At 70.6% G+C, this 14375-nt stretch carries 13 protein-coding genes; 5 read left to right on the top strand and 8 right to left on the bottom strand.

The genetic code is table 11. From position 1 onward, the window contains the following. Positions 1-78: 78 nt before the first annotated feature. From CP983_RS14270 to CP983_RS14255, 4 genes are all read left to right on the top strand, one after another. On the top strand, positions 79-1302 hold the full coding sequence (locus tag CP983_RS14270) for an NAD(P)-dependent malic enzyme (RefSeq protein WP_107902897.1): 1224 nt from the start codon (positions 79-81) through the stop codon (positions 1300-1302). A gap of 163 nt (positions 1303-1465) precedes the next feature. Next, positions 1466-2428, top strand: coding sequence for a zinc-binding dehydrogenase (locus CP983_RS14265; protein ID WP_030952467.1), 963 nt, complete (start codon positions 1466-1468; stop codon positions 2426-2428). Positions 2429-2537: 109 nt separating this feature from the next. Then, positions 2538-2747, top strand: coding sequence for a helix-turn-helix domain-containing protein (locus CP983_RS14260; RefSeq protein ID WP_107902895.1), 210 nt, complete (start codon positions 2538-2540; stop codon positions 2745-2747). Further along, positions 2747-3334 (top strand): Clp protease N-terminal domain-containing protein, encoded by a 588-nt coding sequence (locus CP983_RS14255; RefSeq protein ID WP_150499803.1) that lies wholly within the window; start codon positions 2747-2749, stop codon positions 3332-3334. Before CP983_RS14260 ends, CP983_RS14255 begins: the two co-directional genes overlap by 1 nt. A gap of 247 nt (positions 3335-3581) precedes the next feature. Here the strand turns inward: CP983_RS14255 and CP983_RS14250 are convergent, their stop codons facing one another. Both CP983_RS14250 and CP983_RS14245 read right to left on the bottom strand, forming a co-directional pair. Further along, on the bottom strand, positions 3582-4631 hold the full coding sequence (locus CP983_RS14250; protein ID WP_150499802.1) for a PadR family transcriptional regulator: 1050 nt from the start codon (positions 4629-4631) through the stop codon (positions 3582-3584). A gap of 1 nt (position 4632) precedes the next feature. After that, positions 4633-5610: a DUF4097 family beta strand repeat-containing protein gene (locus CP983_RS14245; protein ID WP_150499801.1), complete on the bottom strand. Its 978-nt coding sequence runs from the start codon at positions 5608-5610 to the stop codon at positions 4633-4635. 265 nt (positions 5611-5875) lie between these two features. On the opposite strand from CP983_RS14245, the gene CP983_RS14240 reads away from it, so the two are divergent. Continuing rightward, positions 5876-6721 carry a hypothetical protein gene (locus tag CP983_RS14240; RefSeq protein ID WP_150499800.1) on the top strand — a complete coding sequence of 282 codons (846 nt, stop codon included), beginning with the start codon at positions 5876-5878 and terminating at the stop codon, positions 6719-6721. Between the two features lie 62 nt (positions 6722-6783). On the opposite strand, the gene CP983_RS14235 is transcribed toward CP983_RS14240, so the two are convergent. From CP983_RS14235 to CP983_RS14210, 6 genes are all read right to left on the bottom strand, one after another. Continuing rightward, a complete protein-coding gene (locus CP983_RS14235) occupies positions 6784-6966 on the bottom strand; it encodes a DUF6104 family protein (RefSeq protein WP_030952558.1) in 183 nt (60 codons plus the stop codon). A gap of 34 nt (positions 6967-7000) precedes the next feature. Continuing rightward, on the bottom strand, positions 7001-7333 hold the full coding sequence (locus CP983_RS14230; protein WP_229914872.1) for a CU044_2847 family protein: 333 nt from the start codon (positions 7331-7333) through the stop codon (positions 7001-7003). Positions 7334-7507: 174 nt separating this feature from the next. Beyond that, the gene (locus tag CP983_RS14225) at positions 7508-11311 is read right to left on the bottom strand and encodes a multifunctional oxoglutarate decarboxylase/oxoglutarate dehydrogenase thiamine pyrophosphate-binding subunit/dihydrolipoyllysine-residue succinyltransferase subunit (protein ID WP_150499799.1); all 3804 of its coding nucleotides are present in this window, start codon (positions 11309-11311) and stop codon (positions 7508-7510) included. Positions 11312-11591: 280 nt separating this feature from the next. Further along, a complete protein-coding gene (locus CP983_RS14220; RefSeq protein ID WP_107902885.1) occupies positions 11592-12698 on the bottom strand; it encodes a HAMP domain-containing sensor histidine kinase in 1107 nt (368 codons plus the stop codon). Next, positions 12695-13432, bottom strand: a complete 738-nt coding sequence (locus CP983_RS14215; RefSeq protein WP_030956984.1) for a response regulator transcription factor — start codon at positions 13430-13432, stop codon at positions 12695-12697. The genes CP983_RS14220 and CP983_RS14215 overlap by 4 nt, the downstream gene beginning before the upstream one ends. Before the next feature lie 132 nt (positions 13433-13564). Beyond that, a complete protein-coding gene (locus tag CP983_RS14210; protein ID WP_125527990.1) occupies positions 13565-14242 on the bottom strand; it encodes a spermidine synthase family protein in 678 nt (225 codons plus the stop codon). Positions 14243-14375 lie beyond the last annotated feature (133 nt).

The following is a 14375-nucleotide window of genomic DNA, read 5'->3' as shown; positions in this document are numbered from 1 at the left end:
GGCCTTACGCGGTCCCGCCCACTTCTCACCAGGAGTGGTCCCACCCTCAAACCATGAACACTTAAGGGGTCAGACAAAGTGGCAGCGGAGATTGTCAATCCTCGCAGCGGGAGCAATACCGATCAGGACGGCGGGGTCGAGCCCCTCGATTCCTTCGATCCGGCGTTCGCGCTGCATCGTGGCGGCAAGATGGCCGTGCAGGCCACCGTGCCGGTCCGCGACAAGGACGACCTGTCCCTGGCGTACACGCCCGGCGTCGCGCGGGTGTGCACCGCCATCGCCGAGCAGCCGGAGCTCGTCCACGACTACACGTGGAAGTCGTCCGTCGTGGCCGTGGTCACCGACGGCACCGCGGTGCTCGGACTCGGCGACATCGGTCCGGAAGCCTCCCTCCCCGTGATGGAGGGCAAGGCGATCCTGTTCAAGCAGTTCGGCGGCGTGGACGCGGTCCCGATCGCGCTCGACTGCACGGACGTCGACGAGATCGTCGAGACGGTGGCGCGCCTCGCCCCGTCCTTCGGCGGCGTCAACCTGGAGGACATCTCGGCACCCCGGTGCTTCGAGATCGAGCGCAAGCTCCAGGAGCGGGTCGACATCCCGGTCTTCCACGACGACCAGCACGGCACCGCCGTCGTGACGCTGGCCGCGCTGCGCAACGCCGCGCGGCTGAGCGGGCGGGCCATCGGTGACCTGCGCGCCGTCATCTCGGGCGCCGGCGCGGCCGGTGTCGCCATCGCCAAGATGCTGGTCGAGGCCGGCATCGGCGACGTGGCCGTCGCGGACCGCAAGGGCGTCGTCTCGGCCGACCGTGAGGACCTCACCCCGGTCAAGCGCGAGGTCGCCTCCTTCACCAACAAGGCCGGCATCAGCGGGTCGCTCGAGGCGGCTCTGGAGGGTGCGGACGTCTTCATCGGCGTCTCCGGCGGCACGGTCGCCGAGGAGGCCGTCGCCTCGATGGCCAAGGGCGCCTTCGTCTTCGCCATGGCCAACCCGAACCCCGAGGTCCACCCCGACGTCGCGCACAAGTACGCGGCCGTCGTGGCGACCGGGCGGTCCGACTTCCCGAACCAGATCAACAACGTGCTGGCGTTCCCGGGCATCTTCGCCGGCGCGCTGCAGGTGCGGGCGTCCCGGATCACCGAGGGCATGAAGATCGCGGCCGCGGAGGCGCTGGCGGGTGTCGTCGGGGACGACCTCGCCGCGGACTACGTGATCCCGTCGCCGTTCGACGAGCGGGTCGCTCCGGCCGTGACCGCGGCGGTCGCGGCTGCGGCGCGCGCCGAGGGCGTCGCCCGGCGCTGACCGGTGCTTCGGCCGACAGGCTCCGATCGGCCCCGCCCATCCGGGCGGGGCCGATTCTTTGCCCGCCGAAGCGTCCGTTCGGGTGAGCACTGCTTGGCAAGAGGGTGTGTGTCACAGCCCCCTCCCGTTCCGCCGACTGCAAACGCCACCTATCGTCGACGCCATGTTCGCCGTCTACGCTGCCCGAATCGACCGCGACCAGCCGCTGAGCGGCCTCGAGTTGGGGGAGCGTCCCGCTCCCGAGGCCCGGCCCGGCTGGAGCACCGTCAACGTCAAGGCCGCTTCCCTCAACCACCATGACCTCTGGTCGCTCCGGGGCGTCGGCCTCCCGGAGGAACGGCTGCCGATGATCCTCGGCTGCGACGCCGCCGGCGTCGACGAGGACGGCAACGAGGTCGTCCTGCACTCCGTGATCGGTCAGACCGGTCACGGGGTCGGCCCCAGGGAGCCCCGTTCCATCCTCACCGAGCGCTACCAGGGCACGTTCGCCGAGCAGGTCGCCGTTCCGACCTGGAACGTCCTGCCCAAGCCCAAGGAGCTGTCCTTCGCGGAGGCCGCCTGTCTGCCGACCGCCTGGCTGACGGCGTACCGCATGCTGTTCACCAACGCGGGTGTACGTCCCGGGGACTCCGTGCTGGTGCAGGGCGCCGGCGGCGGGGTGGCCACCGCCGCCATCGTGCTCGGCAAGGCCGCGGGGCTGCGGGTCTTCGCCACCAGCCGTGACGAGGCCAAGCGCAAGCGGGCCCTGGAGCTGGGTGCCGTGGAGGCCGTGGAGTCGGGGGCCCGGCTGCCGCAGCGGGTCGACGCCGTGATCGAGACCGTCGGTGCCGCCACCTGGTCGCACTCAGTCAAGTCGCTGAAGCCGGGCGGAACTCTGGTGATCTCCGGTGCCACCAGTGGTGACCGGCCCTCGCACGCCGAGCTGACGCGGATCTTCTTCCTGGAGCTGAAGGTCGTCGGCTCCACGATGGGGACCAAGGACGAGCTGGAGGACCTGCTGTCCTTCTGCGCGGCCACGGGCGTGCGGCCCGTGATCGACGAGGAACTGCCCATGGACCGGGCCCGGGAGGGCTTCGAGCGGATGGAGTCGGGCGAGCTGTTCGGGAAGGTCGTACTCACCAACTGACGGCTCTCGCCGAGGTTCTTGCGGCGGGTCCGGGGTGCTGCCCCGGGCCCGCCGTTCCGTTTGTCAACTAGGGTTGACGGCGACCGATGTGTCAACCTAAATTGACATCATGACCGAAGCAACAGATCTCGCCGAGCGGGCGGGAGATCGCGATCCGCGGATCGGACTGCGGGCCGTCGCGGCGCTGCGCCGGCTGCTGGAGCAGTTGGAGGCGGTCCAGGTGCGCAGTGCGCGCAACCAGGGGTGGTCGTGGCAGGAGATCGCCGCGGAACTCGGGATCAGCAGGCAGGCCGTGCACAAGAAGTACGGGAGGCGTTGATGTTCGAGCGGTTCACGAAGGATGCCCGTGCCGTGGTGACGGGCGCGGTGGAGCAGGCCGAGAGGAGCGGGGCGCCGGCCGTCGACGCCGAGCACATGCTGCTCGCGCTGCTCGACAAGGAGGGAGGCCGCGCCTCGTTCGCGCTCGCCGCGCTCGGGGGCGGGCAGTGGCTGGAATCCGTACGGGACGCGCTGGGCGAGGCCCGGCGCCGGGGCGGCCTGTCGCAGGCCGAGGCCGACGCGCTCGCCGGGCTGGGCATCGATGTCGGGGAGATCGTGGCCCGGGTGGAGGAAGTGCACGGGGTCGGGGCGATGTCCGGCGACCGGGTGGGGCCAGGGAGCGACGCCGGTGCGGGCAAGGTGTCGCGGTCGAGGCATCGGCCGTTCGGCCGGGACGCGAAGGACGTTCTGGTACGGGCCCTGCGGGTGGCCACGTCCCGCCGCGACCGGCACATCGGCGACGAACACATCCTGCTGGCCCTCACGACCCGCCCCGGCGTGCCGGCGGAGGTGCTCGCCGATCACGGGGTGACGTATGAGGCGGTCGTGCGGGTGCTGTACGGCGAGGGAGAGGCCAAGGCCGGGTGAGTGTCGGGCGGTGCGGGCTGCCCCTGCGGGGCTGCTTGACGTGGTTGGCCTTGGCCTCGGACTCGGACTGATACGGGCGGTGTGGGCTGCGGGCGGGTGCGGGTTGTGGGTGGTTGCTCGCGCAGTTCCCCGCGCCTCCTTGAGGGCGTGCGGCTGACGCCCTTTCAGGGGCGCGGGGAACTGCGCGACCAGCCCCCACGCACCCGCACGGCCCCCTCAGTCGCGCTCGCGCCGCCCGGCGTCGGTGTCAAGACTTCGGCGTGCGCAGCAGCGCTCCGATGTGGGCCGCCGCAGTCGACAAGTGGCGCCGGGCGTCGCGGAGTTGGTCTCCCGTCACACCGTGGTCCCGTGCCGCGTCGCGGATGTCGTCGCGGAAGCGGTCGAGCAGGCGGTCCAGATCGCGGACCGGGTCGCCGCTGGACGGCTCATGGGCCCAGGTGGGCTCGTAGTCGGCGGGGAAGTCCTCGGGCGTCTCGGAGTACTCGGGCCGCTGCTGTGCAGACTTGGGGGCGCCCTGTGCGCCGCCCTGCCGGCCGAAGCCGAACTCCCTGCCGTAGTCCTTGCCGAAGTCGCCGAACTCCTTGGCCAGTTCCGTCAGGCCCTCCCGCACACCCGTCGGCCAGTCGCCCCGCACGAAGTGGTCCTGGACGTGTTCCTGGACCCGGCGGGCGATGCGCTGGACCTCCTCCTGGGCCTGCGCCCGGGCGCGGTCCTGTGCCTCCTTGGCCTGGCGCCGGGCGCGCTGGGCCTCGTCGCGGGCACGCCGGCTCTCGTCCTTGGCGCGGCGGGCCTGCTCCTTCCACTCCTGCTTGGCCCGGCGCATCTCCTCCTTGGCGGCGCGCCACGCCTCCTTGTCCGTGAAGTCGGAGAAGTCGCCGAAGGGCGTCTCCGCCTTGGCGCCGTTCCCCTTGCGGGCCTCGGAGGCCGCCGCCCGCACCTCGCGCCGCAGATCGCCCGCCGCGCCCCGCACATCGGCCTGGATCTCGGCGGCCAGTTCGGCGACCGACTCCCTGATCTCCAGCTCCAGGTCGGCCAGCTCGCCGCTGCGGTCGGCCAGCTCGGCGCGGCCCGCATCCGTGATGGCGTACACCTTGCGGCCGCCCTCGGTGGTATGGGTGACCAGACCCTCGGCCTCCAGCTTGGCCAGGCGGGGGTAGACGGTGCCGGCCGAGGGCGCGTACAGCCCCTGGAAGCGCTCCTCGAGGAGGCGGATCACCTCGTAGCCGTGGCGCGGGGCCTCGTCCAGCAGCTTCAGCAGATAGAGACGGAGGCGGCCGTGGGCGAAGACGGGAGGCATGTCAGAGCACCTTCTTGTCGGTCGTGCCGTCGGCCGGGGCGCCGGATTCCTCGTCGCCCCCGCCGGAGACGGAATTGTCCCCCGAGCTGTGCCGGGTGCCGTTCACCGGGTCGGCCGTCGGGTCCGCGGCGGCCTCCGGGTCCTCCCAGGCCTCCGCCTCCCACGGCTCCTCCTCGCGCGGCGGGCGGCGCAGCAGGGCGATCGAGCCGGAGACCGTCGTCGCCCGGAGCTTGCCGGTGCCGTCGCCCAGGCGGCCGGTGATCTTGTGGGCGCCCCACTGGCCGTGCACCCGCAGGCCCTCGAAGGCGTTGGAGATCCTGCCGCTGGCGGTGTTGGCCTCGACGTCGGCGTCCGCCGGGGCCGGCAGACGGATGGCGATCTCGCCGGAGACGCTGGTCAGCCGGACGTCGGTCGGGCCGCCCGGGTCGAGGTCGATGATCATGGAGCCGCTCACCGAGTCGGCCTTCACGGCGGAACCGGAGCCCTCGACGACCGTGAGATCGCCGGAGACGGAGTTGAACCGGAGGTCGCCGGTGACCGCCTGCGCCTCCAGGTTCCCCGAGACGGTGTCCGCGCGGACCTGGCCGGACAGACCGACGAGGGTCGTGTCACCGGTGACGCCCTTGACGACCGACGGGCCGCGGATCCCGGAGACCACCGCTCCGGCGCCCACCACGCCCACCTCGACGCGGGTGTCGGCCGGCACCGCCAGGGAGACCACCGCGCTGCGGCGCCAGCCCTTGCGGTCGAGCCACTTGAGGAAGCCCTTCCAGGGCAGGTCCTCGTAGGCCACCGTCAGGGTGCCGTCCTGCTGGGTCACCACCAGGGGTGGCCCCTCGATCTCGGAGACCTCCAGACGGGCGGAACCTTCGTCCGTCCCCACGACGTTCACCGTTCCGTTGACGATGCGCACGTGGAGCTCGCTCACCGGCTCGTCGAAGGTGAGCTTCCTGCGCTCTGCTACGGACCACTCGGGCATGGTGCGGACCTCCTGGGCGACCGGACACGGCCGCACGGGCCGGATCTGACACGAAGACAAGACGGAGACGCGAACCACGACACACGACGAGTCACCGCACACGACGAACTGCGGCACACGACGAACCACGGCACACGACGACTCACGACACACGCCATATCGCGTCTTCCAAGAAACACGATATATCGCGGACGTCGAAAGTCAAGGCACTCGTTCTGGTGATCACAAATCACGCGAGGTGGACAAAGCGGCCTAGCGTGTTGTCATGTCGACGGAACAGCCCCGGTCCACCGGCCAGACCCGCCCCACCCCGGGCGCCCTGCTGATCTGCCGCGCCGGGCCCGAGTCCGTCGCCCCCGTCGCCCGGCTGCTGCGCGAGGACATGCTGCTCGCACCGGCCGGCGACGAGTGGAGCGTGCTCGTGCCCGAGGGCGGCCCCTGGCTGGACGGCGACGAGCCCGTGGACCGCGTCCTCACCGGCTGGGCCACGGCCCTCGCCGTCGGCGCGCCCTGGCCCGTCCTCGCCCTGTGGTGGGACGCCGACCGCGCCGGATACACCCTCGCTTCGGGCTTCCGCCGCCCCGTCGGCTACATCTGGCTCGCCAACGGCACCCCGGCAGGCGAGGACGAGGCCATGCACACCTTCGCCGCCCGCCTCGGCCTCGACCCGGTCCTGGACGTGCAGTCCCTCGACGGACTGACCCGCCCCGACTCCGCGGCCGACGCACGGGCACGCATGCGTGGCCTGATCGCCGTCCTCACGCGCGCGGGCGTCACCCTGCCCGAAGGACTCGTCCCCGGCGAGGGCACCGACGCCCTCCAGGCCGCCGCCCGCGACCAGCCGCACATCCGCCTGATCGAGTGGTCGGGCTGGCGCGACGCCTTCCGCGCGGAACTCGACGCCGTGGAAGGCAGCCGCCTCGGCCCCTGGCTCCCCTGGGCGGGCGGCCCCAGATCCCGCCCCCTGGCCCTGGCCCAGGTCGTGGTGGGCCTGCCCCTCGCGGTCTGGGCCCTGCGGCACCGCAGCGCCGGCTGGGCCGCGGCGGGCGCGGTACTGCTGGTCGACGGCGCGCTGGGGCTGGCGTACAGCGTGGTGCGGCCCCTGGACTGAGGGGCCGTACCCAAACAGAAAGGGCGCCCCGAACCGGGGCGCCCGGGCGGAGGACCGCGCTGCTACACGTCGTCGTCCTCGTCGTCCAGCCGCGCCAGCCACGTCGCCAGCCGCTCCACCGGCACCTCGAAGTCCGGGTTCAGGTCGACGAAGGTACGCAACTGCTCGGCCAGCCACTCGAAGGAGACCTCCTCCTCGCCGCGCCGCTTCTCCAGTTCTTCGATGCCTCGGTCGGTGAAGTACATGCAGCGAGGATAAGTCCTGCCCACGGGCACGCGCTCACGCCCCGGAGTCCTTCGTCGTCCAGCCCAGCTTGACCACGATGTGTCCCTCGACGCCCGCCTTCGTCAGTACCGCTCCGGCACTCGCGTTGAGCTTCACACCGAACTCCAGTTCCACCGTGCTGGGCCGGGCCGCCTGGAAGGTGCGCAGGGTCGTCTCCGCGGCCCGTCGGATGGGGGCGAGGGCCTCCTCCAGGGAGACCGTGGCCTCGTGCATACGGTTGCCTACGCGGGAGGCGCGGACCATGCCGGGCTCGTCGTCCTCGACCTCGACGACCAACTGGCCCTCGCCCTCGTCGTCGTCCATGGCGATCCGCAGCAGTTCGGCCATCGTTCCCCCGTTGCGTCGCGACCCGCCCGGCGGCCGGTCGGCCCCGTGCGTCCGTACCTCTCAATTTACCGGTGTGGCGGGGGAGTCGACCGGGAACGCCGGAAGGCCCGGCACCCAGTCGCGTGGACTGGGCACCGGGCCTTCCGAACGGATCGCCGCGGAGGCTCCGGAGGCTTACGCCTCGAACACCTCGCGCACCAGCTGCTCCTGCTCCGCCTGGTGGCGCTTGGCCGAGCCGACCGCCGGGGACGAGCCGTGCGGGCGGGAGATCCGCCGCAGGCGCTCGCCGTGCGGGACGTCGGCGCCGACCGCCAGGTCCAGGTGGTCGATCAGGTTGAGCGCGATGAACGGCCAGGCACCCTGGTTCGCCGGCTCCTCCTGGGCCCACAGGTACTTCTCGGCGTTCGGGTACTTGGCGATCTCGGCCTGGAGCTCCGCACCGGGGAGCGGGTACAGCCGCTCGATCCGGATGATCGCCGTGTCCGTGATGCCGCGCTTGACCCGCTCGGCCTCCAGGTCGTAGTACAGCTTGCCCGCGACGAAGACGACCTTGCGGACCGCGGCCGGGTCCACCGAAGCGTCGCCGATGACCGGGCGGAACTGACCCGACGTGAACTCCTCCGTCTTCGACGCGGCGGCCTTGAGGCGCAGCATCGACTTCGGGGTGAAGACCACCAGCGGCTTGTGGTGCGGGTTGTGCACCTGCCACCGCAGGAGGTGGAAGTAGTTCGACGGCAGAGTCGGCATCGCGACCGTCATGTTGTTCTGCGCGCAGAGCTGGAGGAAGCGCTCGACACGGGCCGAGGAGTGGTCCGGGCCCTGGCCCTCGTAGCCGTGCGGGAGCAGCAGGGTGACGCCGGACGTCTGGCCCCACTTCTGCTCCGCCGCCGAGATGTACTCGTCGACCACCGTCTGCGCGCCGTTGACGAAGTCGCCGAACTGCGCCTCCCACATCACGAGCGCGTCGGGGCGGGCCAGCGAGTAGCCGTACTCGAAGCCCATGACCGCGTACTCGGAGAGCAGGGAGTTGTAGACGTTGTAGCGGGCCTGCTCCTCGGCGAGGTACTGGAGCGGGGTGTGCTCCTCGCCCGTCTCACGGTCGATGAGGACCGCGTGCCGCTGGCCGAAGGTGCCGCGCTGGGAGTCCTGGCCGGAGAGGCGGACCGGGGTGCCCTCCAGGAGGAGGGAGCCGACGGCCAGCGTCTCGCCCATGCCCCAGTCGATCGTCCCGTCCTCGACCATCGTCGCCCGGCGCTGGAGCTGCGGCAGCAGACGCGGGTGGACGTGGAAGGTGTCGGGGATGTTGACCTGGGACTCGGCGATCCGCTTCACGGTCTCCGAGGAGATCGCGGTGCTCACGGCGACCGGGAACTCCGCCTGCGGGTCCGAGACGGGACCGGCGGCCGGCTGGGCCGTGACGGCCTCGCGGACCTCGGTGAAGACCTTCTCCAGCTGGCCCTGGTAGTCCTGGAGCGCCTGCTCGGCCTCTTCCAGGGTGATGTCGCCGCGACCGATGAGGGACTCGGTGTACAGCTTGCGCACCGAGCGCTTCTTGTCGATCAGGTCGTACATCAGCGGCTGGGTGAAGGCCGGGTTGTCCGACTCGTTGTGACCGCGGCGGCGGTAGCAGATGAGGTCGATCACCACGTCCTTGTTGAACGCCTGACGGAACTCGAAGGCGAGCCGCGCGACGCGGACCACGGCCTCCGGGTCGTCGCCGTTCACGTGGAAGATCGGGGCCTCGATCATGCGGGCCACGTCGGTGGCGTACATGGAGGAGCGCGAGGACTCGGGCGCCGCCGTGAAGCCGACCTGGTTGTTGATGACGATGTGGACCGTGCCGCCGGTGCGGTAACCCCGCAGCTGCGACATGTTCAGGGTCTCGGCCACCACGCCCTGGCCCGCGAAGGCCGCGTCGCCGTGCAGGGCCACCGGCAGGACGGTGAAGTCCGTGCCGCCCTTGTTGATGATGTCCTGCTTGGCGCGGGCGATGCCCTCGATGACCGGGTCGACCGTCTCCAGGTGGGAGGGGTTCGCGGCCAGCGAGACGTTGATCTGCTCGCCGTCCAGGCCCGTGAAGGTGCCCTCGGCGCCCAGGTGGTACTTCACGTCGCCGGAGCCGTGCATCGACTTCGGGTCGAGGTTGCCCTCGAACTCGCGGAAGATCTGCGCGTACGACTTGCCGACGATGTTGGCGAGGACGTTCAGGCGGCCGCGGTGGGCCATGCCGATGACGACCTCGTCCAGGCGGGACTCGGCGGCCGAGTCCAGCACCGCGTCGAGCAGCGGGATGACGGACTCGCCGCCCTCCAGGGAGAAGCGCTTCTGGCCGACGTACTTCGTCTGCAGGAAGGTCTCGAAGGCCTCCGCGGCGTTCAGCCGGCGCAGGATGCGCAGCTGCTCCTCGCGCTCCGGCTTGGTGTGCGGGCGCTCGATGCGGTCCTGGATCCACTTGCGCTGCTTCGGGTCCTGGATGTGCATGAACTCGATGCCGGTGGTGCGGCAGTACGAGTCGCGCAGGACACCGAGGATGTCGCGCAGCTTCATCAGGGACTTGCCGGAGAAGCCGCCGACCGCGAACTCGCGCTCCAGGTCCCACAGGGTGAGGCCGTGCTCGGTGATGTCGAGGTCGGGGTGCTTGCGCTGGCGGTACTCCAGCGGGTCGGTGTCGGCCATGACGTGGCCGCGGACCCGGTAGGAGTGGATCAGCTCGAAGACGCGGGCGGCCTTCGTGACGTCGTCGTCGTGGCTGGCGTCGATGTCCTTGAGCCAGCGGACCGGCTCGTAGGGGATGCGCAGCGCCTCGAAGATCTCGTCGTAGAAGTTGCCCTCGCCGAGCAGGAAGTTCGCGACGACCCGCAGGAACTCGCCGGACGCGGCGCCCTGGATGACCCGGTGGTCGTAGGTCGACGTGAGCGTCATGACCTTCGAGATGCCGAGCTTGTTCAGGGTGTCCTGGGAGGTGCCCTGGAACTCCGCCGGGTAGTCCATGGAGCCGACGCCCATGATGACCGACTGGCCGGGCATCAGACGCGGGACGGAGTGGACGGTGCCGAGGCCGCCGGGGTTGGTCAGGGAGACCGTGACGCCGGTGAAGTCGGCCATGCCGAGCTTGCCGTCGCGGGCGCGGCGGACGATGTCCTCGTAGGCCTGCCAGAACTCGAAGAAGTTCAGGGTCTCGGCCTTCTTGATGCCCGCGACCACGAGCTGGCGGTCGCCGTTGGGCTTGACCAGGTCGATGGCGAGGCCGAAGTTGATGTGCTCCGGCTTGACCAGGGTCGGCTTGCCGTCCTTCTCCGCGAAGGAGTAGTTCATCGACGGCATGGCCTTGATGGCCTGCACCATCGCGTAGCCGATCAGGTGCGTGAAGGAGATCTTCCCGCCCCGGGCGCGCTTCAGGTGGTTGTTGATGACGATGCGGTTGTCGAACAGCAGCTTCACCGGGACCGCGCGCACGGACGTGGCCGTGGGCACCTCCAGCGAGGCGTTCATGTTCTTCGCGACCGCGGCGGCCGGGCCGCGCAGGGTGACGAGCTCGGGGCCCTCGGCGGAGGCGGCGGCGGGCTCGGCCTTCTTCGGCTGAGCGGGCTTCGCGGCCGGAGCGGGCGCGGCGGGCTTCGCCGGAGCGGCAGCGGCCGGGGCCTGCGCGGCGGGCGCGGGCTGCGCGGCCGCGGGGGCCGGCGCGGGCACCGACGGGGCGGCCGGAGCAGCCGGGGCGGCGGGCGCGGGCTTGGGGGCCGTGGTGGTGTCTGCGGCCCCCGCGGCCGCAGTACCCGCCGGCGCCGCGGCGCCGACGCCGGGCTTGTAGTCGGCGAAGAAGTCCCACCAGGCTCGGTCTACCGAATTCGGGTCCTGGAGGTACTGCTGATAGATCTCGTCGACGAGCCACTCGTTCGGACCGAACGCGGCCGCGGGGTTCTTGCCCGCTTGGTCGGTGTCGGTCGAGATGCTCGAGTTACTGGGGGACTGTGGCGACACGGCGGCAACCGCCCTCTTCCGCTTCACAAGGTGATGGACAGCGGGAATAAAGGCTACGCCCCCATGGCCGGGAAGGTCAGGTCGAGCAAGGTCATCGTCGCGTAAGTCACATCAGAAAGCGTGTTTCGGGCCCGGAAATGGCGGGAAACAAGCGTGGTTCCGCTTCAGAAGGGATGGGGGCACCGAGACCCGGCGCATCGAAAGCGCAGGTCTGGACCTGATCACACGTGTCCGTCAGGCAGGACGACGTGGATCTTGAGACTCCGCTTCGAACTTTACGTCAACTTTGAACGGAAGGCTGCCCTGGAAGTGTGACAAGAATCCGGCAGCCCCGATCGGATTCGGCCACGCCGATCCCGCCTCCGTGCAGATCCACGGCCCAGCGCGCGATCGCCAGCCCGAGCCCCGTGCCGCCGTCGCTGCCCGGCCCGTGCGGCCGGCGCACCGCGCCCCGGTTGAAGCGCTCGAAGACCTTGTGCCACTCCGACTTCGGGATGCCCGGACCCTCGTCCAGGACCTCCAGCTCCAGCGACTCCGGGAGCGGCCCGCGCCGTGCCTTCACCGTCACGCGGCCGTGCGGCGGGCTGTGCTTGATCGCGTTGTCGATGAGATTGGCGACGACCTGGTGGATGCGCTCGGGGTCGGCGTGCGCGGTCAGCTCCGGCGGGGAGACGTCGAGGTGCAGATGGACGTCCGTACGGGTGTGGCTGCCGGAGCCGGAGGCCATGCCGCCGCGCGCGGAGGCGACCATGTTGGCCTCCTTCAGCACGCCGGACAGGTACGGCCAGACCTCGAAGCGCCGCATGCGCAGCGGTACGACGCCGTTGTCCAGGCGGGACAGGTCCAGCAGGGTCTCCACGAGCCGGCCGAGGCGCTCGGTCTGCTTCAGGGCCGTGCGCATGGTCTCGGGGTCGGCCGGGGCGATGCCGTCGACGACGTTCTCCAGGACGGCCCGCAGTCCCGCGATGGGGGTGCGCAGCTCGTGCGAGACGTTCGCCACCAGCTCCTTGCGCTGCTGGTCCTGGGCCTCCAGCTCGTCGGCCATCAGGTTGATCGTCTCGGCCAGGTCGCCCAGCTCGTCCCTGCGGTTCTCCTTCACCCGGCGGGTGTAGTCGCCCTGCGAGATGGACCGGGCCACCGTGTTCATCTCGTCCAGCGGTGCGGTGAGCGAATGGGCCACGAACTGCGTAATGAGCAGTGTGGCGATCATCGAGAAGACCGTGATGAAGCGGAGCTCCGTCTGCGTGCGCACCGCGATCATCGACAGTCCTGTCGTGATCAGCACCGCGATGACGACCAGAGTGCCCAGCTTGGTCTTGATCGAGAACGGACTGACGCCGCCCCAGGGCTCCCCGGGGCCTCTCCGCGCGGCCGGCCCGTCGCTCATGGCGTCGGTGTCTCCAGGGCGTAGCCCACGCCGTGCACCGTGCGGATCCGCTCGGCGCCGATCTTCCGGCGCAGTGCCTTGATGTGGCTGTCGACCGTCCGGGTGCCGGAGGCGTCCGCCCAGTCCCAGACCTCGGCGAGCAGCTGTTCGCGCGAGAGGACCGCGCGCGGCGTGTTCGCCAGGCACACCAGCAGGTCGAACTCGGTCGGCGTGAGGTGGACGTCCTCACTGCGCACCCGCACGCGCCGCTGCGCGTGGTCGATCTCCAGCTCGCCGAGCCGCAGGATGCCCGACCGCGGGGTGGTGGCGGCCAGCGCGGCCCGCTCGACGCGGCGCAGCAGCACGTGCACGCGCGCCGCGAGCTCCCGCATCGAGAACGGCTTGGTCATGTAGTCGTCGGCGCCCACGCCGAGCCCGACCAGCATGTCGGTCTCGTCGTCACGCGCGGTCAGCATCATCACCGGGACCGGGCGCTGGGCCTGCACGCGACGGCAGACCTCCAGACCGTCGAAGCCCGGCAGCATGATGTCGAGGATCAGCAGGTCGGGCTGCCACGCCTCGGCCGTGTCGACCGCCGCCGGACCGTCTCCGGCCGTCTGTACAAGGAATCCCTCGGCACGCAGGCGGGCCGCGATGGCGTCCACGATGGTCGGATCGTCCTCGACCACGAGGACCCGGCGCTGCGCGCCCGGGGTCGCCGCCGTGCCGTTGTGGGAGGTGTGTGTCTGCTCCATCGCCCGCCCCAAAGTTGCTTTCCGGAATCCGTGGGGTGATCCCGCTGACTGGCTATGCCTGCTCATGCTTGCGATTGACGCTTGAATGATCCGCGTCAGGGAAGCAGAGTACGGGGAGTCACCGCGCCACGGCTATCCAGGTCGTACGGCGAGGTGTACGACGTCCGGAACGCCCCGGGCAACGGGGATCTCTTCGGTACGCACCTGTTGGAATCCGGCATTACGCAAGGTTTCTTCGAATTCCGGAGAGGGCTGTGCGGACCATACCGCGAGTACCCCTCCCGGCCTCAACACCCGTGTGCAGGCGGCGAGTCCGTCCGGTGAGTAGAGACTTTCGTTGCCCTCGGTGACGGTCCATCCGGGGCCGTTGTCGATGTCGAGACACAGTGCGTCATACGTGTCGGAAGTCTCATGTACGTACCTCACGAGATCCGTTTCCAGAATCTCGGTGCGAGGGTCGGCGACGGCGCGGGCGGAGAAGTCCGCCAAGGGGCCGTCGAGATGCCAGCCGATAATCGCGCTCTCGCGCTCGACGACGGCGATCCGTCCCGGGCGGGGATCGGCGGCGGCGTGTGCGAGCGAGAAGCCGACGCCGAGTCCGCCGATCAGCAGGTGCGGTGCCGGCCGTCCGTCCAGCGCGTCGAGCGCGGCGTCGACCAGCAGCCGCTCCGAACGGCCGTCGGAAGTGTCCATGAGGAAGCAGCCGTTGGCGATGATCTGAAGCAGTTCGCCGTGCCGCCGCAGCACGATCTCGCCGTGCGGGCCCTCACGGCGATCCAGGACTTCGGGGACGTCGTACGAAGTGGGCATCCGGCCATCCTCGCAGTTCAACTCGGGCCGCCCCAGAGAAATATCGCAGAGGGCGGGCCCGAACCGCGGCGGAGCACAGGGGCTTCGGCCGATCTTGAGGAGTGCCGCGGGGTGCTCCTGGTTGACGCGGGCC

Source organism: Streptomyces chartreusis (assembly GCF_008704715.1).
Classification (GTDB): Bacteria; Actinomycetota; Actinomycetes; order Streptomycetales; family Streptomycetaceae; genus Streptomyces; species Streptomyces chartreusis.
This window is presented reverse-complemented; position numbering and strand designations above follow the sequence as displayed.

Bases quoted from the DNA above. Each gene is read 5' to 3' on its own strand.
- CP983_RS14220 (WP_107902885.1), bottom strand. From the start codon at position 12,698: ATGAGCGACGGGCCGGCCGCGCGGAGAGGCCCCGGGGAGCCCTGGGGC.
- CP983_RS14260 (WP_107902895.1), top strand. From the start codon at position 2,538: ATGACCGAAGCAACAGATCTCGCCGAGCGGGCGGGAGATCGCGATCCG.
- CP983_RS14210 (WP_125527990.1), bottom strand. From the start codon at position 14,242: ATGCCCACTTCGTACGACGTCCCCGAAGTCCTGGATCGCCGTGAGGGC.
- CP983_RS14235 (WP_030952558.1), bottom strand. From the start codon at position 6,966: ATGTACTTCACCGACCGAGGCATCGAAGAACTGGAGAAGCGGCGCGGC.
- CP983_RS14215 (WP_030956984.1), bottom strand. From the start codon at position 13,432: ATGGAGCAGACACACACCTCCCACAACGGCACGGCGGCGACCCCGGGC.
- CP983_RS14245 (WP_150499801.1), bottom strand. From the start codon at position 5,610: ATGCCCGAGTGGTCCGTAGCAGAGCGCAGGAAGCTCACCTTCGACGAG.
- CP983_RS14230 (WP_229914872.1), bottom strand. From the start codon at position 7,333: ATGGCCGAACTGCTGCGGATCGCCATGGACGACGACGAGGGCGAGGGC.
- CP983_RS14265 (WP_030952467.1), top strand. From the start codon at position 1,466: ATGTTCGCCGTCTACGCTGCCCGAATCGACCGCGACCAGCCGCTGAGC.
- CP983_RS14240 (WP_150499800.1), top strand. From the start codon at position 5,876: ATGTCGACGGAACAGCCCCGGTCCACCGGCCAGACCCGCCCCACCCCG.
- CP983_RS14255 (WP_150499803.1), top strand. From the start codon at position 2,747: ATGTTCGAGCGGTTCACGAAGGATGCCCGTGCCGTGGTGACGGGCGCG.
- CP983_RS14250 (WP_150499802.1), bottom strand. From the start codon at position 4,631: ATGCCTCCCGTCTTCGCCCACGGCCGCCTCCGTCTCTATCTGCTGAAG.